Annotated in this window: 19 protein-coding genes; 7 read left to right on the forward strand and 12 right to left on the reverse strand. The window is 66.7% G+C overall.

From position 1 onward, the window contains the following. The first annotated feature begins 68 nt into the window (after positions 1 to 68). Positions 69 to 668 carry a shikimate kinase gene (locus Q0Q36_RS06660; RefSeq protein ID WP_293796618.1) on the forward strand — a complete coding sequence of 200 codons (600 nt, stop codon included), beginning with the start codon at positions 69 to 71 and terminating at the stop codon, positions 666 to 668. Further along, on the forward strand, positions 665 to 1,804 hold the full coding sequence (aroB, locus tag Q0Q36_RS06665; protein WP_293796621.1) for a 3-dehydroquinate synthase: 1,140 nt from the start codon (positions 665 to 667) through the stop codon (positions 1,802 to 1,804). The genes Q0Q36_RS06660 and aroB overlap by 4 nt, the downstream gene beginning before the upstream one ends. 6 nt (positions 1,805 to 1,810) lie before the next feature. Here the strand turns inward: aroB and Q0Q36_RS06670 are convergent, their stop codons facing one another. The 11 genes from Q0Q36_RS06670 to Q0Q36_RS06720 all read right to left on the reverse strand — a co-directional run bounded on the left by Q0Q36_RS06670 (position 1,811) and on the right by Q0Q36_RS06720 (position 13,572). Then, positions 1,811 to 2,146, reverse strand: coding sequence for a DUF1330 domain-containing protein (locus Q0Q36_RS06670; RefSeq protein ID WP_265056702.1), 336 nt, complete (start codon positions 2,144 to 2,146; stop codon positions 1,811 to 1,813). Between the two features lie 101 nt (positions 2,147 to 2,247). After that, positions 2,248 to 3,357: a calcium:proton antiporter gene (locus tag Q0Q36_RS06675; protein ID WP_293796624.1), complete on the reverse strand. Its 1,110-nt coding sequence runs from the start codon at positions 3,355 to 3,357 to the stop codon at positions 2,248 to 2,250. A gap of 108 nt (positions 3,358 to 3,465) precedes the next feature. After that, positions 3,466 to 4,446, reverse strand: coding sequence for a TRAP transporter substrate-binding protein (locus Q0Q36_RS06680; RefSeq protein WP_293796626.1), 981 nt, complete (start codon positions 4,444 to 4,446; stop codon positions 3,466 to 3,468). 55 nt (positions 4,447 to 4,501) lie between these two features. Beyond that, a complete protein-coding gene (locus tag Q0Q36_RS06685; protein WP_293796628.1) occupies positions 4,502 to 6,319 on the reverse strand; it encodes a glucan ABC transporter ATP-binding protein/ permease in 1,818 nt (605 codons plus the stop codon). Positions 6,320 to 6,571: 252 nt separating this feature from the next. Continuing rightward, complete coding sequence (locus Q0Q36_RS06690) at positions 6,572 to 6,859, reverse strand: hypothetical protein (RefSeq protein ID WP_293796631.1); 288 nt, start codon at positions 6,857 to 6,859, stop codon at positions 6,572 to 6,574. 5 nt (positions 6,860 to 6,864) lie between these two features. After that, a complete protein-coding gene (locus tag Q0Q36_RS06695) occupies positions 6,865 to 7,875 on the reverse strand; it encodes a WD40 repeat domain-containing protein (RefSeq protein WP_293796634.1) in 1,011 nt (336 codons plus the stop codon). A 14-nt stretch (positions 7,876 to 7,889) separates the two neighbouring features. Beyond that, complete coding sequence (locus Q0Q36_RS06700; RefSeq protein WP_293796636.1) at positions 7,890 to 8,852, reverse strand: GTP-binding protein; 963 nt, start codon at positions 8,850 to 8,852, stop codon at positions 7,890 to 7,892. A gap of 43 nt (positions 8,853 to 8,895) precedes the next feature. Beyond that, positions 8,896 to 9,837: a metal ABC transporter substrate-binding protein gene (locus Q0Q36_RS06705; RefSeq protein WP_293796638.1), complete on the reverse strand. Its 942-nt coding sequence runs from the start codon at positions 9,835 to 9,837 to the stop codon at positions 8,896 to 8,898. 34 nt (positions 9,838 to 9,871) lie between these two features. Continuing rightward, entirely contained in the window at positions 9,872 to 10,747 is an 876-nt protein-coding gene (locus Q0Q36_RS06710; protein WP_293796639.1) for a metal ABC transporter permease, read from the reverse strand. A 21-nt stretch (positions 10,748 to 10,768) separates the two neighbouring features. Further along, on the reverse strand, positions 10,769 to 11,503 hold the full coding sequence (gene aztA, locus Q0Q36_RS06715) for a zinc ABC transporter ATP-binding protein AztA (protein WP_293796641.1): 735 nt from the start codon (positions 11,501 to 11,503) through the stop codon (positions 10,769 to 10,771). A gap of 419 nt (positions 11,504 to 11,922) precedes the next feature. Further along, positions 11,923 to 13,572, reverse strand: coding sequence for a glucan biosynthesis protein (locus Q0Q36_RS06720; protein ID WP_293796642.1), 1,650 nt, complete (start codon positions 13,570 to 13,572; stop codon positions 11,923 to 11,925). A 208-nt stretch (positions 13,573 to 13,780) separates the two neighbouring features. Here Q0Q36_RS06720 and Q0Q36_RS06725 point away from each other — a divergent pair, with 208 nt between their 5' ends. The 3 genes from Q0Q36_RS06725 (at position 13,781) to Q0Q36_RS06735 (ending at position 17,430) form a co-directional block, all read left to right on the forward strand. Beyond that, positions 13,781 to 14,749, forward strand: coding sequence for a TAXI family TRAP transporter solute-binding subunit (locus Q0Q36_RS06725; protein ID WP_293796644.1), 969 nt, complete (start codon positions 13,781 to 13,783; stop codon positions 14,747 to 14,749). Positions 14,750 to 14,929: 180 nt separating this feature from the next. Then, positions 14,930 to 17,068 carry a TRAP transporter permease gene (locus Q0Q36_RS06730; protein ID WP_293796722.1) on the forward strand — a complete coding sequence of 713 codons (2,139 nt, stop codon included), beginning with the start codon at positions 14,930 to 14,932 and terminating at the stop codon, positions 17,066 to 17,068. Beyond that, positions 17,065 to 17,430: a DUF1850 domain-containing protein gene (locus tag Q0Q36_RS06735; protein WP_293796646.1), complete on the forward strand. Its 366-nt coding sequence runs from the start codon at positions 17,065 to 17,067 to the stop codon at positions 17,428 to 17,430. Before Q0Q36_RS06730 ends, Q0Q36_RS06735 begins: the two co-directional genes overlap by 4 nt. Before the next feature lie 18 nt (positions 17,431 to 17,448). Here the strand turns inward: Q0Q36_RS06735 and Q0Q36_RS06740 are convergent, their stop codons facing one another. Then, on the reverse strand, positions 17,449 to 17,688 hold the full coding sequence (locus tag Q0Q36_RS06740; protein ID WP_293796647.1) for a hypothetical protein: 240 nt from the start codon (positions 17,686 to 17,688) through the stop codon (positions 17,449 to 17,451). Positions 17,689 to 17,947: 259 nt separating this feature from the next. On the opposite strand from Q0Q36_RS06740, the gene Q0Q36_RS06745 reads away from it, so the two are divergent. Next, entirely contained in the window at positions 17,948 to 19,540 is a 1,593-nt protein-coding gene (locus Q0Q36_RS06745) for a gamma-glutamyltransferase family protein (RefSeq protein WP_293796649.1), read from the forward strand. A gap of 6 nt (positions 19,541 to 19,546) precedes the next feature. Beyond that, on the forward strand, positions 19,547 to 20,743 hold the full coding sequence (locus Q0Q36_RS06750) for an amidase (protein ID WP_293796652.1): 1,197 nt from the start codon (positions 19,547 to 19,549) through the stop codon (positions 20,741 to 20,743). The last annotated feature ends 9 nt before the right edge of the window (positions 20,744 to 20,752 follow it).

Here is a 20,752-nt window from a genome sequence, read left to right on the forward strand (position 1 = left end):
AAAGCGCATGACAAGGGCATGACGCAGCGGCCGCCTGGTGCTACAGCCGTGCCGAGGACCAGATTGCCATGACCGCCGCCGCCACCATCGCCGCCCCCGGCACGACCGACCTGCGCGCCATTCTCGGCCAGCGCGCGATCGTGCTCGTCGGCATGATGGGTTCCGGCAAGAGCTCGGTCGGCCGCAGGCTGGCGACGCGCCTCGGCCTGCCCTTCGTCGATGCCGATACCGAGATCGAGACGGCGGCGCATATGACGATCCCCGAGATCTTCGCGCAGCGCGGCGAGGCCGAGTTCCGCGAGGGCGAGCGCCGGGTGATCAGCCGCGTGCTGACGACGCGCGCTCCGTTGGTGCTCGCGACCGGCGGCGGCGCCTTCATGAATGCCGAGACGCGCGCCCGGGTGAAGGAGCTCGGCATCTCGGTCTGGCTCAAGGCCGAGCCCGACGTGCTGATGCGCCGGGTCCGCAAGCGCTCGAACCGGCCGTTGCTGGCTACCGCCGACCCCGAGGCGACGCTCCGCCGGATGCTGGCCGAGCGCGAGCCGGTCTATGCGCTGGCCGACATCACCATCTTGTCGAGCGACGAGCCTCACGAAATCGTGGTCGGCGAAACCATCGCCGCATTGGGCGACTATCTCGGGCCGGCAGCCGGAGCGACGATGCCATGACCGCCACGACGCCCGAGAAGACCGGCGCCCGCATTGTCGTCCCCGTGGCGCTCGAAGGCCGCGGCTACGACATCCATATCGGCCGCCACCAGCTTTGCGAGGCCGCAGCCCTGATCGCCGCCTTCGCGCCGGGCGCCAAGGCGGCCCTCGTCACCGACGAGAGCGTCGCAGCCCTGCATGGCGCGGCCTTCGAGACCTGCCTTCAGCAGGAAGGCATCACGGCGACGCGCATCACCATCCCGCCGGGCGAGGCGTCCAAATCCTATGCCCAATTCGTCGCACTCTGCGATGCGCTGCTGGCGGCCAAGATCGAACGCAATGACCTCGTCATCGCCTTCGGCGGCGGCGTCGTCGGCGATCTCACCGGCTTCGCGGCAGCTGTGCTCAGGCGCGGCGTGCGCTTCGTGCAGGTGCCGACGACCCTCCTCGCCCAGGTCGATTCCTCGGTCGGCGGCAAGACCGGCATCAACTCGCCCCACGGCAAGAACCTGATCGGCGCCTTCCACCAGCCGGCGCTGGTCATCGCCGACACCGCCCTGCTGGACACGCTGAGCGAGCGCGAGTTCAAGGCCGGCTATGCCGAAGTGGTGAAATACGGGCTGATCGACGATCCCGACTTCTTCGACTGGTGCGAAGTCAACTGGAGCCGCATCATCGCCGGCGGCCCGGAGCGCGACCATGCCGTTGCCGTCTCCTGCCGCGCCAAGGCCGCCATTGTCGCCCGTGACGAGCGCGAGGAGGGCGACCGTGCGCTGCTCAATCTCGGCCATACCTTCGCCCATGCGCTGGAACGGCTGACGAATTACGATTCCGCCCGCCTCGTCCATGGCGAAGCGGTCGCGATCGGCCTGGCGCTGGCTTTCCGCTTCTCGCAGCGTCTCGGGCTTTGTTCGGGCCAAGACGCCATCCGTGTAGCGCGCCATCTCGACCATATCGGTCTGCCAAGCCGCTTGCAGCAGGTCCCGGGCGGAACCGGCAGCGCCGAGGAGATCGTCAACGCCATGGCGCAGGACAAGAAGGTTAAGCGCGGCGTGCTGACCTTCATCCTCGCCCGCGGCATCGGCAAGAGCTTCATCGCTCACGGCGTCGCCGCTGAGGAAGTACGCGGCTTCATCGAGGACGAGCTCGCCGCCTGAGCAAGATCAGGCCGGTCCGACCTTGGCCAGGAAATCGCTCGCACGATAACCGGGCGCCACGCCCTTGACCAGCATCGTCACGCTGCGCGAGTTCTCGGTCCGGAGCGGCAGGATTTCGCGATAGGCTGGTGAATCGTACCAGGCGCGTGCCCGCTCCATGTCCGGAAAGCCGATGATGACGATGTCGCCCGGCCACGGCCCCTCAACGATCTCCGGCGTCGCGCCATGGATCAGGAACTGGCCGTCATACGGCGCAATCGTCTCGTCGATCCGCGCGATGTAGTCGATGATCTCGGCGCCGAGGCGAACATCCTGGAGATGTGCAATGGCATAGGCAGTCATGTTTCTCTCCTGCAGATCGCGGCCGGCAGGCCGTTCGTTGCGAAGGACCATGACGCTCGGAGGGCATGAGGTCGATTACCACAGGGGTAATCGCGCCGCCGTCAGGGGCTGAAAACCAGCACGATGAAGACGAAGAACACGGCGAGATGCACCGCGCCTTCCAGCATCGTCGTGCGCGTGCCGGTGAAGGTCAGGGTCGACAGCAGGAGCGTCATCGCCGCGATCACCATATTGGTCGCCGAGAGGCCGAGCACGACCGGCTGGCCGGTGAAGACGCCGATCAGCAATACGGCCGGCACGGTCATGCCGAGCGTCGAGGCGGCGGCACCGAGGCAGAGATTGATCGCGCGTTGGAGCTGGTTCGAGGTGATCGCCCGCAGCGCCGTGATGCATTCCGGCGTGAACACCACCATCGCGATCAGGATACCACCCAGCGCCGCCGGCGCGCCGAGCTTGGCGATGCCGAAATCCAGCACGGCCGCGAGGCCCTTCGAGAGAATGACGATCGGCAGGATATTGGCGAGCAGCAGCCCGACATGCGGCAGCACCTCCCGCATCGAGGACGGAGATGCGGCCTCGCCGTCTTCGTTTGCCGCGAGGACAGGCTTGCCCTCCTCATCCGGCTCGCGGAAGAACATGCTGTGCCGCCCTGTCTGGAGCGCGAGGAAGGCGCCATAGAGCGCCACCGTGAAGATCGAGAAAGCGATCGCCTGGAAAGAGGTCAGCGTGCCGTCTGGCGTCGAGGTGGTGAAATTGGGCAGGAAGAGCGGGATCACCGTCAGCGGGATGATCACGGCCAGATAGGAAGTCGCGCCCTTAAGGTTGTAGCGCTGCTGGAAATGTCTCAGCCCTCCGATCAATAGCCCGATGCCGACGACCCCGTTGAGCACGATCATCAGCACCGCGAACATCGTGTCGCGGCCGAGCGTCGGCGCACCCTTGGCCCCGAGCATGACGGCTCCGACCAGCGCCACCTCGATGATCACGATCGAGAGCGTCAGGATCAGCGTGCCGTAGGGCTCACCCAATCGATGCGCGATATCCTCGGCTTCATGGACCACGCCGAAGGCGGACCAGATGATGACGCCGAGCAGCCAGCCGAAGACGAACAGCGACGGCAGCGGCGCGCCGAGCTGGCCGAGCACGGTATCGCCGAACAGCAGGAAAACGGCAACGGAAGCCCAGGCGGCGGCAAGGCGAAGCATCATCATGCTGAAATGACTCGGACAATCGGCGGCAATGCGGCGACAGTCGCACAATCCCCGGGGCTTTGTCTCGACCGATGCCTCCGCTGCGGCAATCCGGTTCCCGATCAGGCGCTATTTCTTCTCGTACTGGTCGAGAAGGGCCGCCCCGTCCGCACCGACGCTGCGCCGCCAATCCTCGACCGCGCCACGCCCGGCCTTGGCGAGCGCCTGGGCGACGTCCGGCGGCACCGTGGCACGGATCGCGACCTTGTTCGCCCGCATGCGTGCATAGTTCTCGTCGAGACGCGTACGGATCGCCGTCCATTGCCGCTGCTCCGTTTCTTTCGCCGCAGCGTCCACGACCTGCCTGAGATCGGCCGGCAGTGCCTCGTAGGCAGCAAGATTGACCGTCGCGAGCGAGATCGGCATCGCGTAGTTCACCTCGGTGAAGTGCGGCAGGAAATCCCAGAGATTGCGCCCCGCCCCACCATCGCCGGAGGAGAGCACGGCGACGACCGAGCCGTCCTTCACCTTAGGCATGGCGTCAGTGAAGGAAAGATTGGCGGCCTTCGCGCCGGCCGCGTTCATCACGGCGGTCGAGGTCGCGTCGTAGGTCCGGATCGACAGGCCTGTCAGCGCAGCCGCCGAATCGAGCGGCGCCTTCGACCAGATGCCAGAGGCTGGCCAGGGCGTCGTGTACAGGATCTTCTGGCCGAAGCTCGCGAGCTTCTTCTCGTAGACCGGCCGGGCGAGATCGGTCAGGCGGCGTGCATCCGCGATCGAGGTCGCGAGAAAGGGCAGCGAGGACAGACCGAACAACGGATCGACCGCACCGAGCGCGCCGGCGAAGGCATCGCCAGCCGCAACCTCGCCCTTCTGCACGGCAGCGATCATCTGCCCGGACTTGATGCCGCGCTTGGCATCGAAGCTCGGCTTGATCGTCAGGCGCCCACCGGCCTGTTCATTGACGAGCCTGGCGAAGCTGGCGACGCCTTCTCCGGGGATCGCCGTCTCCGGATATTCCGTCGGCATCTCCCAGACGGTCTGTGCCAGGGCGGCGCCGGCGCCGATGACGAGAGCCGAGACAACGAAACCGGCAGCCAGCCATCGCATGAGAAAGTCCCCCTGATCTTTGCCGGACCATTCCAGCAAGAGGGCCTGCCCCTCGTCAATCCACTCGCAACTTCTGCGCCAGCGGGCTCGGAGTCGCCGCACTCGGCTCCGACACAGGCTTGTCGGCGACGAGGTACTGCGCCCGTGCCAGCGCCGCGAAGCGCCCGCCCTTGGCGACGAGCTCGTCGAACGTGCCCATTTCCTCGACCTGCCCCTGCTCGAAGACCAGGATGCGGTCGGCATTGCGGATCGTCGCGAGCCGGTGCGCGATGACGAAGGTCGTGCGGTTCTTCATCACCTCCTCAAGTGCTTTCTGCAGCTTGACCTCGGTCGCGGCATCGAGCGCCGAGGTGGCCTCGTCGAGGATCAGGACCGGCGGGTTCTTGAGCAGCGCACGCGCGATCGAGAAACGCTGGCGCTCGCCCCCGGAGAGTGTGCGGCCGCGCTCGCCAACCAGCGTGTCGAGCCCGTCGGGCTGGCGCCCCATCACCTCGGCTGCCTGGGCGCGTTCCAGCGCCTGCATCATCTCGGCATCGGTCGCGTCCGGCTTGCCGACCAGCAGGTTCTCGCGGATCGAGCGGGCGAACAGCATCGGCTCCTGGAAGACGACGCCGATATTGCGCCGAAGCGAGAGCAGCGAGATTTCACGGATATCGGTGCCGTCCACGGTGATCCGGCCCGATTGCGGGTCGAAGGCGCGGTGCAGCAGGCCAAGCGTCGTCGACTTGCCGGAGCCGGTCGAGCCGACGACGGCGATGGTCTCGCCCGGCTTGACGGTAAAGGAGACGTCGCGCACCGCCGAGCGTTTGCCGTCATAGGAGAACGAGACGTCCTCGAAGGCGACCGCACCTTCGAGCCGGCCGGGATCCTTGGCGTTGGGTAGGTCGCGTACGCTCGGCAGCGTGTCGAGCACCTCGAAGAACTCCCGCATCTTCGGTGCCTGCATGAAGATGAAGTTGACGAAACTGACGATCTGCTCGAGCCGCCCGACCAGCATGGTGGCGAAGCCCATGAAGGTGACGATCTCGCCGACCGTGGTCTGGCCATGCATCAGGAGCCATGTACCGACGACGAAGATCAGCAGCACGGTCAGCGTTGCCGAGGCCCGCGTCGCGACATTCGCCACCGCCCACCAGGACAGGACGGGCAATTGCGCCGCCAGCACGTTGGCGATGGTGGTGCGCAGGCCGCGCACCTCGGCCTCGACGCGGGTGAAGCTCTGAATCACCGGCACGTTGCCGAGCGCATCCGAGGCCCGCTCGGCCAAGTTCGAGTGATAGGCCTCGACATTGCGCTGCAAACGATCGGTCTTGCGCAGCACGAAGGCGGTGAGCGAGCCGAACAGCACGACAAGCGCGATCAGCAGCAGCCCGAGCTGCCAGTTCTTCCAGATCGTGAAAGGCAGGAGAACGAACAGCGCGACCGCCGAGGCGCAATGCTCGCGGAAGAAGGAGAGCCACAGGCCCCACATCGCGTTCGTGCCGTCGAGCATCACCTTGAGCACGCGGCCGGAATGGGTCTGCGTGTGATAGGCCAGCGGCAGCGACAGCGCGTGCTCGAAATAGCGGGCCATCACCGCAAGACGTGCGCGATGGGCCAGCCGGTCGGCATGCAGGGCGACGAAGACGCCCATCGCGATATTGGCGAGGCCGAAGCCGACCCAGGCGACGATCAGGAGGTTGATGCTGGCCCAGGTCAGCGTCCCGCCCGAGGCCTGGATCGTGGTCAGACGGTCGATCAGCGCGCCAAACAGCATCGGCTCGGCGAAGGCGACCGCCGCCAGCACGATATTGGCCAGCGCGAGAATGACGCCTAGCCGTTTTTCGGGGCCGAGTTCACCGAGGACGCGGGCATAGAGCGAGAGCAGAGACATTAGGTGGAAGCTTAGACCATCGGACCGAAAGGTGGGCACCACTTTTCGAACAAATCCGGCGTCCGGACAAGGAGCCACCCGGTTGTCATTCCGGGGCGCGCCAAAGGCGTGAACCCGGAACCCACCACTAGGCGCCCTATGCCTATTACAATCGGCTCACCCGGTCGTGGATTCCGGGTTCTTCGCTACGCGAAGCCTCGGAATGACAAGGTGGCGTCGGCCGCGAACGATCCATCCTTTGCCTGCGCCGCCTTATGATCGGAGCGCCTCTGCCAGTACCTCCGCCGTCACCTCGGCCATCGCCATCTGCAATTTGTAGGCGCGGGTCTTCTCACCCGGCTTCATGACCAGGATCACCGTCTCGCTGCCCGGGCAGGCGGGATCGGCGCAGATGATCTCGTTGACGGCGATTGCCGCATTCTGGGGCAGGCCGAGCAACGCCCTGACCTGCGCCTTCAGTCGCTCGGCCAGAACCTTGGCTTCAGCCTTCGCATCGCCGCCCTTGCGGGTCTCAGGCTTGCCGAAGAGACCGAAGCGCATGGCGCTCAGCTCGGCAGCACGAGCACGCCGGCCGCGCCATCCTCGGCGCCGAAGGCGAGCCGCTTGCCGGCCTTGTCCCAGGCGAAGGCGCTGATGCCGCTGCCGCGCAGGGCCGGGCGCACCAGCAATTCGGAGCCGTCGGTCAGCCGGACCATCAGGATGCAGCCATCGTCATAGCCGATCGCCAGCACCAACGCGCCCGGATGGAAAGCGACGCGGGTGACACGGGCATGGCGCACGCCGCATTCGCGCGGCGCCTTGCCCTGCGGCCCATCGCCCTGGAACGGCCAGACGATCGCGCCATCCGCGCCGCTCGACGCCAGCCAGAGCCCGTCATGCGACCAGGACAGCGATCGGGGCTTGGCGGGGTAGCCGGTCATCCGCATATGGCCGGGCTTGTCGCCGAGCTTCCAACCATGCAGCGCATTTTCCTGCATCGAGGAGACGACGAAGCGTCCGTCCGGCGACCAGGCCACGTCGAGATGCGAGCCCTTCCACTCCAGGAATTCCGGCTTCGCCTCGGTATTGGGGTACCAGAGCGAGACGCCGTTCATCTGTGCGATGGCGAGGCGATAACCCTTCGGCGCGAAGACGAGGCCCTGCGGCGTGCTCGCGGCGTCCAGCGTGCGGACGCGGCCCTTCTCGTCGCGGGCCTGCACGCTCTTGCCGGTATTCCAGGCGAGATTGCCCGAAGGCGACAGCGTGATCGCATCGACCCAGCGGCGCTTCGGGTCTTTCGCGATCTCGACCGGCTCGCCTTCGAAGCCCGTCGCGACAACGCGCCCGTCATCGCCGCCTGTGATCAGGCGCTCGCCGTCACCAGTCGCGCAGAGGATACCACCGGCATGGGCTTCGACGCTGTCGATGAGCGCGCCGTCGCGCCAGCGCAGGACGCGTCCATCGGCCAGCGCGAGCACGAGCCCTTGCTTCAGCCAGTGGACCGCGACGACATGCGTCTCGGCCGTGATCGGGGTGACATGCTCGCGCAGCGAGACGGGTGGAGTCATCGTCGTCATGACGCGGCTTTAACTCAGGCCGCGCAGGCTTCAAACCCCTTGCGCAATTCGTTCTCGTTGAGATTGCGCCCGATGAAGACGAGACGGCTCTCGCGGGTCTCGCCATCCTTCCAGTCGCGCTGCAGGTCGCCGTCCAGGATCATGTGCACGCCCTGGAAGACGAAGCGACGCGGCTCGTTCTTGAAGGCCAGAATGCCCTTGGAGCGCAGGATGTTCGGACCCTGGATCTGGGTGAGGTCGTTGATCCACGGCATGAACTTCTCGGGATCGACATCGCCGGGGATCGTCAGCGAGATCGAGCGCACGTCCTCGGCATGGTGATGGTGGTGCCCGGCCTCGAGGAAATCCGGCTCGATATCGAGGATGCGGTCGAGATCGAAGGCCTTGCGGTCGAGCAGGGCCGCGATATCGACATTGGCGCGCTCGGCCTTGTGCAGCTTGGCATAGGGGTTGATGGCGCGGATCGCGGCCTCGACATCGGCGAGCTCTTCCGCCGTGACGAGGTCGGTCTTGTTGAGCACGATCACATCCGCGAAGGCGATCTGGTTCTTCGCCTCCGGCGCATCCTTCAGCCGGTCCTTCAGCCACTTGGCGTCGGTGACCGTCACGACCGCGTCGAGGCGGGTCGCGTCGCCGACATCCTGGTCGACGAAGAAGGTCTGCGCGACCGGCGCGGGGTCGGCGAGACCGGTGGTTTCGACGATGATCGCGTCGAACTTGCCCTTGCGCTTCATCAGGCCGTCGAGAATGCGGATCAGGTCGCCGCGCACGGTGCAGCAGATGCAGCCGTTGTTCATCTCGAAGATTTCCTCGTCGGCGCCGACGATGAGGTCGCCATCGATGCCGGCCTCGCCGAACTCGTTGACGATCACGGCAAACTTCTTGCCGTGGTCCTCGGTCAGAATGCGGTTGAGGAGCGTGGTCTTGCCGGCGCCCAGATAGCCGGTGAGCACCGTGACGGGGATTTTCTCGGACATGGCTTGACCTGAATGACTGCGACGCGAGGAGGACACCGCCCGGTCAAGCCGGGCCGGCGGTCAGCGCCTTTTCGATTTCGCTTATATTGTGCTTCATCATCCGGATGTAAGTCCCCGCCGGCCCGGTCTCGGAGGAGAGCGCATCCGAATAGAGCCGGCCGCCGACCTTGGCGCCGCTTTCGCGCGCGATCTGCTCGACAAGGCGCGGATTGGTGACGTTTTCAAGGAAGACGGCCGGAATCTTCTGTGCCTTCACCTGCCGGATGATGCGGGCGACATCCTTGGCGGACGCCTCGGCCTCGGTCGAGACACCCTGCGGCGCGATGAAGTCGATGCCATAGGCCTTCACGAAATAGCCGAAGGCATCATGGGTGGTGATGGCCTTGCGCCGATCGGCCGGGATGCGGGCGATGGCGGCCTTCACCTCGCCTTCGAGCTTGTCGAGCTCGGCGAGATAGGCCGTGGCATTCGCGTCGTAGCTCGCCTTGCCGGCGGGATCGGCCGCGCTCAGCGCATCCCTGACATTGGCGACATAGATTTTCGCGTTGGCGATGCTCTGCCAGGCATGCGGGTCGTCATGGCCGTGGGCATGCGCATGGCCGCCCTTGGCCTTGTCGTCATGATCGTCATCGGCTTCGATCGGCGCGATCCCCTTCGTCGCCTCGGCCATGGTCGCCTTGGTGCCTGAGGATTTCACGAGGCGCGGAAGCCAGCCTTCGAAATGCAGGCCGTTGACGAGGACGAGCTTCGCGGCGGCCATCGCCTTCGCATCGGCCGGCGTCGGCGAATAGACATGTGCGTCGCCGTCGGGACCGACCAGCGTGGTCACGCTGACGCGATCGCCGCCGATCTGCCGGGCGAAATCGCCGAGGATCGAGAAGCTCGCCACTACCTGCAGCTTCTCCTGTGCGAAAGCACCGAACGGCGTGGCGACTGCGGCAAGCCCGAAAGCGAGGCCGGCGACGAGGGCGCGACGGGTGGGCATGAGCGACTCCAAGAAATGAAATGATATAACGTTTCTATCTCTGGAGATGGGCCCGAGGCAAGAGGCGTCGTGCAAGTCCGTCCTGCGAGCCGAACAGGAGCGAGCCGATATAGATCGCTCCTGCCGCAAGGATGATCGACGGCCCCGCCGGCAGGCTCGATCCGGCCGCATAGGACGTCACCAGCCCTGCATAGCCGGAGACCATGCCGAAGCCGGCCGCGAGCAGCAGCAGGCGCGTGATATCCGCCGTCCAGAAACGCGCCGCGGCGGCCGGTAGCATCATCATGCCGACAGCGAGCAAGGTTCCCAGCGCATGGAAACCGGCGACGAGATTGAGTACGACCAACGCCAGAAAGGTCAGGTGGACGACACCGCCGGAGCGGCTGACCGAGCGCAAAAAGCCGGGATCGACGCATTCCAACACCAGCGGCCGATAGAGCGCCGCCAGCGACAGCAAGGATACCGTCGCGACGCCGGCGAGCAGGATCAGCACCTGATCGTCGAGCGCCAGCACATTGCCGAACAGCACATGCAGCAGATCGATCGCCGAGCCCCGGAGCGAGACGATGGTGACGCCGAGCGCCAGCGAGATCAGGTAGAAGGCGGCGAGCGAGGCGTCCTCCTTGAGCACCGTCGCACGCGCCACGGCGCCGGCCGCCAACGCCACCGCGAAACCGGCTGCGAGCCCGCCGATCGTCATCGCCGGCAAGGAGAAGCCGGCGACCAGATAGCCCAGCGCCGCGCCAGGCAGGATCGCATGCGCCATCGCGTCGCCGGTCAAGCTCATCCGCCGGAGCATCAGGAAGACGCCGATCGGTGCTCCCGATACGGAGAGTGCCGCGACTCCCACGAGGGCGCGGCGCATGAAATCGAATTCGGCGAAGGGGCCGATGAGGAGGTCATAGAGCATCGGCTGGCCTGTTTGGGCGGATCAGGCGGCGTCGCGCTGGCAGGGAGCGGCGTGGCTGTCGAAGGACTCGACCATGCGCCGCGCCTTCAAGAGGTTCTCGGGCGTCAGAACCGTCGCGGTCTCGCCCCAGGCCACGGCCTCGCGCGCCAGCAGCAGCGTCTGCGGAAAGGCCTGCCGGACCGTCTCGATATCGTGGAGCACGGCAACGACAGTGCGGCTCTCTCCGTGCCAGCGCCGGACGAGTTCGAGCAGATCGGCGGTGGTGCGCGCATCGATCGCAGTGAAGGGCTCGTCGAGCAGGATCACGTCGGCATCCTGCAGCAGGAGCCGCGCGAACAGCGCCCGCTGCATCTGCCCGCCGGACAACGTGCCGATCGGCCGGCGCTCGAAGCCGGTAAGTCCCACCGCCGCGATGGCATGCTCGATCTTGTGGGCCGAACCCGCGCCGATGCGGCCGAAGATGCCGGCCCGGTTCCACAGGCCCATGGCGACGAGATCGTAGACATGGATCGGGAAGGAGCGATCGAGATCGGCCGATTGCGGGAGATAGGCGAGGCGCTTGCCCTTGGCGAGCGCGACGCCGCCGGAGAGCGGGGCGAGCGCCCCGGCAATGCCCTTGAGCAAGGTCGACTTGCCGGCGCCGTTCGGCCCGACGATGGCGGTCAGGCTCCCGGCCGCGATCTCGCCGGAGAGGTGATGCACCGCCGGGTGGCGGTCATAGCCCAGCGTCAGGTCGGTCAGGCGGATGGCGGACATCAACGCAAACTCACAGGATCACGGCCAGCGTCGCCAGCCAGAGCAGCGCGACGACGACAGCGGCCAATCCCACGCGCGCTCCCGCCGAGAGACGCAACAATGACCACCCCGGAGCTTCCGAGGCAGCGCGATGCGTGGGATGGGCGTGCGCGTGAGCCATGAGAAACGATATAATGTTACGCCCATGCCGGAGCAAGTATGAATCCGAGCCTGTCCCCGCTGCGTAATGGCAGGGTCTGCTCCGGCCCTTGTCATTCCGGGGCGCGCCATCGGCGCGAACCCGGAACCCACACTGGGCAGGACGGTCAGATGTCCGGTTGGGAAGGGCTCGCCCGGCCGCGGGTTCCGGGTTCTTCGTTCCGCGAAGCCCCGGAATGACAAAGGTGGTTCTTCTCAAAGCCGCCGGCACCTGTCCCCGTTCAGAACGGCAGGTACTGGTAGAGCCAGGTCTCGGTGAGCACCGTATCGCCCGTCTTGAGATAGCAGCGCATCTCGACCGGCTCGCTGCCGGCGACAGAGAGATCGAACTGGGCGCGCCAATGGCCGGGCACATCATCCGGCATGGCTTCAGCGAAGACATAGGAGAAGCTGCCGCGCGAGGTGGAGAGCACCACCTCGGGCTTCACGCCGAAGGGAACCGCCTCCAGCGCCGGCCCGAGGAATTCGACCATGAACTTGCGCACGCCCCGCGGCCGCGCCGTCCCCGGCTGGCCGCCATTGCCGAGCCGCGTCGCGACAACCCGGCCGAGCTGGGTCGGGAAGGGCTCGTCGGCGAGCCAGTGCAGCGTGTAGCGGAAATTGTAGGCGTTGCCGGCCCGGGCAGGCGCCTCCGGCACCCACATCGCGACGATATTGTCGTGGATCTCGTCGTCCGTGGGTATCTCGACGAGCTGGACTGAGCCCCGGCCCCACTGCCCATCGGTCTCGACCCAGAGGCTCGGGCGGCGCTCGTAGTGCACCCCGTCGAGATAATGTCCCGTCTCGCGGTCGCGCTGCATCAGCCCGAAGCCGCGCGGATCATTGTCGACGAAGGCCGAGGCCATGGTGTGCGGCGGATTGTTCAGGGGGCGCCAGGCGCGCTCGCCCGGCCCGGTCCAGAGGGCGAGCCCGTCGGAATCATGCACTTCCGGGCGCCAGTCGATCGCGGTCGGCTTCGCGGTCTCGGAATACCAGAACATCGAGGTCAGCGGCGCGATGCCGAGCCGCGAGACATCCTTGCGCAGGTGCAGAGCAGTCTCGATCTCCATGGTGACGCCCTTGCCGCGATGCATGCGGAAGCGATAGGCGCCGGCCAGGCTCGGCCCCGAGAGCAGCGCGTAGATCACGACATATTCGGCGCCGGCCTGCGGCGTCTCCAGCCAGATATGGGTGAAGTCGGGGAATTCCTCGACCTTGCCGGAGACGGCCGGGTCGATCGCGACGCCGCGCGCCGACAGGCCGTACTGATAGAGTTCGCCGATGGCGCGGAAATAGGAGGCGCCGAGGAAGGCGACCCAGTCATTCGTCTTCCAGTCCAGCGCCTCGCCATTGCGGCCGGGGTGGCCGCTCCGGCTTTCCTGCAGGCGAAAGCCGGCGAAGCCCGCCCCGGCCGGCAGGTCGCGCGCCGGCGAATCGGCAGGCATCTCGAAATAGCTGGCGTCGTAGATGATCTCGCGGGCCTTGCCGTCTTCGACGACATGCATCCGGACCGGCTTCTGGAAGAAGCGGCCGAGATGGAAAAAGGTCACCGGCCAGGGCGAGGGGCCGTTCGCCCAGAGCGCCGATCCCGGCTTGAACCGGATCTTGCCATGCGCGTCGTAATCGATCCGCTGCGTCACCTCGGGCCGCGGATTGGGCGGCGCCTCGTAGGGCTTGGCCGCCATCTCCTTCGCGCGCGCTTTCAAGGCGTCGAAGCCGAAATCCTTGCTATCGCCGAGCTTCAACCCCTGCTGCGCCAGCGCTCCCGGCGCAAAGCCGAGCACTGCCAGCGTCGCTGTCGCACCCGCACCTGCGAGAAGAGTCCGTCGGTCGAGGCGAGGCCCCTGGCTGCTACCCTGCTCGGCGCGATCGTGCATGTCGTCCCTGATCATTCGTTGTTCGGATGCGCGGTCCCCCTACCCTATGGCAAGGCGATGGCGCCGCCCGGAGATAGGCAGCCAATCATGGCGAAACCAGTCTGCCCCTGCGGCTAAAGGCGAACGGCCACCTGTCGTCGCGTGCTTTCCCTTTCCGGTTCAGCATGCTCTAAAATTGCGACAACTGGCCGCATGAGCCGGATCACGCAATCGAGGAGACGTCATGAAATCGCTGTTCCGGGCCCGGCATCTTGCCGGCCTTGCTGCCGCTGTCGCGCTCGCAGCCGCCCCCGTGAAGGCCAGCGCCCAGGACTTCATCAACATCCTGACCGGCGGCACATCCGGCGTCTACTACCCGATGGGCGTCGCGCTCTCGAAGATCTACGGCGAGAAGATCCAGAACGTCCGGCCGACCGTGCAGGCCACGAAAGCCTCGGTCGAGAACCTCGTCCTCCTCCAGCAGGGCCGCGGCGAGATCGCCTTCACGCTCGGCGACTCGCTCGACGCCGCCTGGAAGGGCGACGAGGAGGCCGGCTTCAAGGCACCGCTGAAGAAGCTGCGCGGCATCACCGCGATCTATCCGAACTATGTCCAGATCGTCGCCTCCAAGGAGAGCGGCATCAAGACGCTGGCCGATCTCAAGGGCAAGCGCCTCTCGGTCGGCGCGCCGAAATCCGGCACCGAGCTCAATGCCCGCGCGATCCTCGCCGCCGCCGGCATCACCTACAAGGATCTCGGCAAGATCGAGTACCTGCCCTTCGCCGAGTCGGTCGAGCTGATGAAGAACCGCCAGCTCGACGCCACCCTGCAATCGGCCGGGCTCGGCGTCGCCTCGCTGCGCGATCTCGCGACCTCCGTCGAGATCAATGTGGTCGAGGTGCCCAAGGCGGTGATCGACAAGGCCGGCCCGCCCTTCATCAGCGCGCCGATCCCGGCTAACACCTATACCGGCCAGTCCGCCGACGTGAACACGGCTGCCGTGGTCAACTACCTCGTCACCCATGAGGGCGTGAAGGAGGAGCTAGTCTACCAGATGACCAAGGCCATCTTCGACAACCTCGGCGATCTCGCCGCCTCGCATGCGGCGGGCAGGGAGATCAAGCTGGAGAAGGCGCTGGACGGCATGCCGATCCCGCTGCATCCCGGCGCCGCGCGCTACCTGAAGGAAAAGGGCCTGAAGGTCGGCTCGTAAAGCGCGTGCGTATGAAGCGTGTCATCCCGTGCGCGCTGCAGCGTGCAACGCTGCTGCGCAGACACGGGACCGCGCGACAAGAAGGCGCCTTTTCCTGAGAACGATCCCGCATCAGCCCCGCAGCACTGACGTGCCGCGAGGCGCGCGGGATGACACATGAACACCGGCAGGACTTCGACCATGGCCGCTACCGAGACCGACCAGTTGGAAACCCTCTCAGGCGCCAAGCCGGGCGAGGTCGAGCATGCCGATCTCGACAATTTCGAGCATGGCTTCCCGCCAGGTTTCGGCCCCGGCGGCTGGGGCGTGTTCGCCTATGGGCTGGGCCTCGCCTTCGCCGCTTTCCAGATCGCAATCTCCGCCTGGAACTTCCTGCCGAGCCAGGCAGCACGCGGCGTCCATGTCGGCTTCCTGCTGTTGCTCTCCTTCGGCCTCGTCGCCAATTTCCGGGCCAAGGACACGCCCGGCCGTCTGTTCGGCTGGGCGCTCGGCGTCGTCGGCTTCGGCCTCGGCCTCTACCAGTGGATCTTCTACGCCGACCTGATCCTGCGCGACGGCGATCCTTCGACGATGGATCTCGTCGTCGGTACGCTGCTGATCGTGCTGATCTTCGAGGCGGCCCGCCGGCTGATGGGCAACGCCCTGCCGATCATGTGCGGGGTGTGCCTGCTCTACTGGTTCTTCGGCCAGTACCTGCCTGCGCCCTTCAACCACCGCGGCTATGGCTTCGACCAGATCATCGGCCACCTCTCCTTCGGCACCGAGGGCTTCTACGGCACGCCGATCTACGTCTCCGCGACCTATATCTTCCTGTTCATCGTCTTCGGCTCCTTCCTCGAGAAGGCCGGGATGATCCATCTCTTCAACGACGTCTCGCTCGGCATCTTCGGCGGCGCTCGCGGCGGCCCGGCCAAGGTCGCCGTAGTCTCGTCGGGCATGATGGGCATGATCTCCGGCTCCGGCGTCGCCAATGTCGTCACCGTCGGCCAGTTCACGATTCCCCTGATGATCAAGTTCGGCTACCGGCGCGCCTTCGCCGCCGGCGTCGAGGCCACCGCCTCGATGGGCGGCCAGATCATGCCGCCGGTGATGGGCGCCGTCGCCTTCATCATGGCCGAGACGCTGGGCGTGCCTTATGCCGAGATCGTCAAGGCGGCGGCGATCCCCGCCGTGCTCTATTTCGCTTCGGCCTTCTGGATGGTGCATCTGGAAGCCGGCAAATACGGGCTGAAAGGCATCGAGCGCGCCATGCTGCCGAGCCCGCTCAAGGCCCTGCGCGAGCGCTGGTACCTGGCACTGCCGCTGGCTGTGCTGGTCTTCATGCTGTTCCACGGCTTCACGCCGCTCTTCGCCGGCACGATCGGGCTTGCGCTGACGGTCGGCCTGCTGCTCGGCGCGGGCATCGCCGCGGGGTTCAGCACGCAGACGCTGCGCGTGATCTTCTGGATCGGGCTCGGGCTCATCGCCGCCGCGCTCTTCCGCGAGGGCATGGACATCCGCATCGTCGCCGGGCTGATCGCGCTGCTGATCCTCGCCAACGCCTTCACCTTGGGCGGGCGCACGACGCTGACAGTCAGCCGCGACGCACTCGCCGACAGCGCCAAGACGGCGCTGCCGGTCGGCATCGCCTGCGCCATCGTCGGCACGATCATCGGCTTGATGACGCAGACCGGCATCGGCACGACCTTCGGCGCCTGGATCATCGGGCTCGGCCAGTCCAGCCTGTTTCTGGCGCTGATCCTGACGATGGTCCTGTCGATCCTGCTCGGCACCGGCATTCCGACGATCCCGACCTATATCATCGTCGCGGCGCTGGCCGCCCCTGCGCTGGAGAAGCTCGGCGTGCCGCTGATCGTCAGCCACATGTTCGCCTTCTACTACGGCATCATGGCCGACCTCTCGCCGCCGGTGGCGCTGGCCGCACTTGCCGCCGCGCCGATCGCCAAGGAGAACCCCGACAAGATCGGCTGGGAGGCGATGCGCGTCGCGCTCGCCGGCTACGTCATCCCCTTCATCGCGGTCTATTCGCCGGCGCTGATGTTACAGCCGGGCGATCCCATGGCCGATGTCATCGGCTTCTGGCCCGCCGTGGTCTACGCCACCTTCAAGGCGGCGGTCGCCATCGGCCTCTTCGGCATGGTCGCGATCGGCTATCTCTTCGGCAAGCTCACCATCCTCGAACGCGTGCTCTGCTTCGGCGCGGCGGTGCTGCTCTTCGGCGAGTTCGCCTATAGCGACCCGCTCGGCTACGCGCTGGCCGCGGCGATCGTCGCGCGGCACTGGTTGGCCGCGCGCAGGGCCGAGACCGCGGTCGCATGAGCCTGTGCCTCGTGGCCGGTGCGCTCGTGGTAGTGCTCGGCCGCGGCGAGATCACGCTCGGCTGGCGCCACTCGGTACAGAAAACGCTGTGGGAGGAGGTCTGGCGCGAGACGCCCGCTGGCCTGGAGATCGTCGAGGCGCGAATCGAAGGCTCGGGCGCCGGCATGGACCCGCCCGACGGCGCAAAGCTCATCGATGGCTTCTGGCGCTGGCATCCGACCTTGCCGCCGCTGAAGGAAGTCGTGATGCGCCGCTCGGGCGCGACCGCCGACTGGCGCATCTGCACGGCCTCAGGCTGCCGCGCGATGGGCGACGACCTGCCCGCGGATGCAGACCCGGTCACGTTGAAGATTTGCGAGTGAGAGGAGAGGCCGAGGGCCTCAATCGACCTCGGTCAGATGCTCGATCTTGAGCATGCGGCGCATCAGGTTGAGCATCCCGAAAGCGGCGAAGACCGAGAAGATCGCCATCATGATGTATTCGAAGATGGCGCCGAGATCGAACAGACCGGCCAAGGCCCAGCCAGCCGCTAGCGCCACGCCGAAGAGCTCGACGGCGATCAGGATCCCGAACGAGGAGACCATGATCAGGTTGCGCCAGTTCATATGCCGTCCGGCCATGCTGTCCTTCCTTCACGCGCCAGCTGCCTCACGCAGCCATGCGCCTTAGAGCCGGATGCTTTCAGATGGAATCGCAAGGCAATTCCATCTGAAAGCTGAATCCGTCTCTCACTAAAAAGCCAGAGCAGGATTCAATGCGAAAAACCGGTTCCCACTTTTTCGCATCCTGCTCTAGGCACCTAGCGGAGCTTGCCGCCCCATGCAACAAATTCGCGCCCATCGCCCAGATGGGCATGATCTCTGCGCTTGAAAAGTCCTGATGCTGGATACGCCTGTCTTCGCCTCCGCCGCCGTGGCAGCTCCCCATCGCCTCGCTTCCGAAGCGGGCCGGGCTATCCTCGCCGAAGGCGGCAACGCGATCGAGGCCGTCGTCGCGATGGCGGCGACGCTGGCCATGCTCTACCCACATCTAAACGGCATCAGCGGCGACGGTTTCTGGCTGGTTCATGAGCCGGGCGGCCGGCTGCACGGTATCGAGGCCTGCGGCCCGGCCGGTTCGCTCGCCACCATCGAGCGCTATCGCGGCAAGGGCTACGACATCCTCCCATCGCGTGGACCGGAGGCCGCGCTGACCGTTGCAGGCGCCGTCGGCGGCTGGCAGCTCGCCCTCGAGCTTTCACGCTCCCTTGGCGGCCGCGTGCCGCTGCGCGAATTGCTGCTGGATGCGATCAACCATTGCCGCGAAGGTTACGCCGTCTCGGACTCGGAGCTCCGCTGCCGGCCGCACGCGCTGGAAGACCTGAAGACCGCCCCGGGCTTCGCTTCCGGCTTCTGGATCGATGGCGCCCCGCCCAAGCCCGGCGGCCGTCGCAGGCCCGAGGCGCTCGGCGCGACCTTGCAGCAGCTCGCCGATGCCGGGCTGGACGATTTCTACCGCGGCGATGTCGGCCGCGAGATCGCCGCCGACCTGGAACGCATCGGCGCGCCGGTCATCCGTACCGATCTTGAACGCTATCAGGCCCGATCGGTCGTACCGCTGACGCTGAAACTGCCCGGCCTCAGCCTCGCCAATCTGCCCCCGCCGACGCAGGGGCTGGCCTCGCTCATGATCCTCGGCATCGTCGAGCATCTGGACGAGGCCCGTCTCGACAGTTTCGAGCAGCATCACGGGCTGATCGAGGCGACAAAGCGCGCCTTCGCCGTCCGCGACCGCCATGTGGCGGACCCGAGCCATCTCGCACGCCCGCCCGCCGAGTTCCTGAGCGATGCCGCGCTGATGCGCGAGGCGGCCGCGATCGATGCGAGCCGGGCGGCGAAACCGGCATTGCGCGACGGCGACGATGGCAGCGCCGTCTGGATGGGCGCGATCGACGGCAAAGGCCTCGCCGTCTCCTATGTGCAGTCGAACGGCTGGGCCTATGGCTCGGGCTGCGTGCTGCCCGCGACGGGCATCCTCTGGCAGGGCCAGGGCGCCTCCTTCTCGCTGGACCGGGATGCCACCAATCCGCTGGCGCCGGCCCGCAAGCCCTTTCACCGGCTGAACCCCGCTTTGGCCAGTTTCGCCGACGGGCGCGTCGCTTCCTATGGCGCGACGGGCGGCGACGGTCAGCCGCAGGTCCAGGCGCAAATCCTGACCCGCTATCGCGCCGGGCAGAGCCTCGCTACCGCCATCGATGCGCCGCGCTGGCTCCTCGGCAAGAGCGAGGTCTCCGGCTCGATCCAGCTCAAGGTCGAGAACCGCTTCGATCCGTCGCTGCTGGAGCGGCTCGACGCCGCCGGACATCCGGTCGTCGAAAGCGGTCTCGCCTATTGCGAGGACTTCGGCCATGCCGGCATGCTGGTGAAACACGCCAGGGGCCAGGTCGAGGCCATGCATGATCCGCGTTCCGACGGCGATTCCAGGGGGGTCTGACGCCAGATGACTTTCGACGATCCGTTCCGCTGCTTCCTCCCCTATCCCGATGCGCCGGTGAAGCACGCCGTCGCCGGCCCCCTCGCCGGCCTGACGCTGGCGGTGAAGGACCTCTTCGATATCAAGGGCTATCCGACCGGGGCGGGTTCGCCGCTGGTGCTGGCGCAATCCGGTATCAAGACCAAGACTGCGCCGATCGTGAAGGAGCTGCTCCAGGCCGGCTCCCGCTTCGTCGGCAAGACCCATACCGACGAGCTCGCCTTCTCGCTCAACGGCCAGAACGCGCATTTCGGCTCGCCGATCAATCCGGCCGCGCCCGACCGCATCACCGGCGGCTCCTCCTGCGGCTCGATGGCGGCGGTGGCCGGGCGCCTCGCCGATATCGCATTGGGCTCGGATACCGGCGGTTCGGTGCGCGCACCGGCGAGCTATGGCGGCCTCTTCGGCATCCGCCCGAGCCATGGCCGACTCTCGCTGAAGCGCGCCTGGCCGCTGGCCGAAAGCCTGGACACGCCCGGCTGGTTCGCCCGCGACGGCGACATCTTCGCCCGCGTCGCCAATGTCCTGTTCGGCCCTGACAAAACCGAGCTGCCGGAAACCCCGCGGCTGCTGATGGCCGACGACCTGTTCGCCCAGGCCGTGCCCGAGGCGGAGACGATCCTGCGCAATGTCGTGCAGCGCACGGTCACGACCCTCGGCCAGCCCGAGGGCGTCAAACTCGTCCGCGATCTCGACGCGCTCTACTGGGCCTTCCGCTGGATTCAGGGCCGCGAAGCCTGGTTGGCCGATGGCCCGATGATCGAGCGCTTCAACCCGCCGCTCGGGCCGGGCGTGAAGGAGCGCTTCGCCTTCTCGAAGGCCGTGACCGACACCGAATACGCCAAGGGCGAAGCCACCCGGAAATCCTTCCGCACCAGGCTTTCGCGCCTGCTCGGTCAGGACGGGGTGCTGATCCTGCCGACCATGCCCGACATCGCCCCGCTGATCGCGGCGAAGGAGCCCGAGCTGGAGGACTTCCGCAACCGTGCTCTGCGCCTGCTCTGCCTCGCGGGGCTCTCAGGCTTCCCGCAGGTCACGATTCCCGTGGCGCAGCGCGAGGGCGCACCGCTCGGCCTGTCGCTGATCGGCCCGAAGGGCTCAGACCGCTCGCTCGTCGCTTTCGCTGTGCGCTACGAGCGCGCCGCCCGCATCCGGATCGCCTGAGAGGAGGCC

The sequence above is a fragment of the uncultured Allobosea sp. genome (genome assembly GCF_945957345.1).
Taxonomy (GTDB): Bacteria; Pseudomonadota; Alphaproteobacteria; order Rhizobiales; family Beijerinckiaceae; genus Allobosea.

Bases quoted from the DNA above. Each gene is read 5' to 3' on its own strand.
- Q0Q36_RS06660 (WP_293796618.1), top strand. From the start codon at position 69: ATGACCGCCGCCGCCACCATCGCCGCCCCCGGCACGACCGACCTGCGC.
- aroB (WP_293796621.1), top strand. From the start codon at position 665: ATGACCGCCACGACGCCCGAGAAGACCGGCGCCCGCATTGTCGTCCCC.
- Q0Q36_RS06670 (WP_265056702.1), bottom strand. From the start codon at position 2,146: ATGACTGCCTATGCCATTGCACATCTCCAGGATGTTCGCCTCGGCGCC.
- Q0Q36_RS06675 (WP_293796624.1), bottom strand. From the start codon at position 3,357: ATGATGATGCTTCGCCTTGCCGCCGCCTGGGCTTCCGTTGCCGTTTTC.
- Q0Q36_RS06680 (WP_293796626.1), bottom strand. From the start codon at position 4,446: ATGCGATGGCTGGCTGCCGGTTTCGTTGTCTCGGCTCTCGTCATCGGC.
- Q0Q36_RS06685 (WP_293796628.1), bottom strand. From the start codon at position 6,319: ATGTCTCTGCTCTCGCTCTATGCCCGCGTCCTCGGTGAACTCGGCCCC.
- Q0Q36_RS06690 (WP_293796631.1), bottom strand. From the start codon at position 6,859: ATGCGCTTCGGTCTCTTCGGCAAGCCTGAGACCCGCAAGGGCGGCGAT.
- Q0Q36_RS06695 (WP_293796634.1), bottom strand. From the start codon at position 7,875: ATGACGACGATGACTCCACCCGTCTCGCTGCGCGAGCATGTCACCCCG.
- Q0Q36_RS06700 (WP_293796636.1), bottom strand. From the start codon at position 8,852: ATGTCCGAGAAAATCCCCGTCACGGTGCTCACCGGCTATCTGGGCGCC.
- Q0Q36_RS06705 (WP_293796638.1), bottom strand. From the start codon at position 9,837: ATGCCCACCCGTCGCGCCCTCGTCGCCGGCCTCGCTTTCGGGCTTGCC.
- Q0Q36_RS06710 (WP_293796639.1), bottom strand. From the start codon at position 10,747: ATGCTCTATGACCTCCTCATCGGCCCCTTCGCCGAATTCGATTTCATG.
- aztA (WP_293796641.1), bottom strand. From the start codon at position 11,503: ATGTCCGCCATCCGCCTGACCGACCTGACGCTGGGCTATGACCGCCAC.
- Q0Q36_RS06720 (WP_293796642.1), bottom strand. From the start codon at position 13,572: ATGATCAGGGACGACATGCACGATCGCGCCGAGCAGGGTAGCAGCCAG.
- Q0Q36_RS06725 (WP_293796644.1), top strand. From the start codon at position 13,781: ATGAAATCGCTGTTCCGGGCCCGGCATCTTGCCGGCCTTGCTGCCGCT.
- Q0Q36_RS06730 (WP_293796722.1), top strand. From the start codon at position 14,930: ATGGCCGCTACCGAGACCGACCAGTTGGAAACCCTCTCAGGCGCCAAG.
- Q0Q36_RS06735 (WP_293796646.1), top strand. From the start codon at position 17,065: ATGAGCCTGTGCCTCGTGGCCGGTGCGCTCGTGGTAGTGCTCGGCCGC.
- Q0Q36_RS06740 (WP_293796647.1), bottom strand. From the start codon at position 17,688: ATGGCCGGACGGCATATGAACTGGCGCAACCTGATCATGGTCTCCTCG.
- Q0Q36_RS06745 (WP_293796649.1), top strand. From the start codon at position 17,948: ATGCTGGATACGCCTGTCTTCGCCTCCGCCGCCGTGGCAGCTCCCCAT.
- Q0Q36_RS06750 (WP_293796652.1), top strand. From the start codon at position 19,547: ATGACTTTCGACGATCCGTTCCGCTGCTTCCTCCCCTATCCCGATGCG.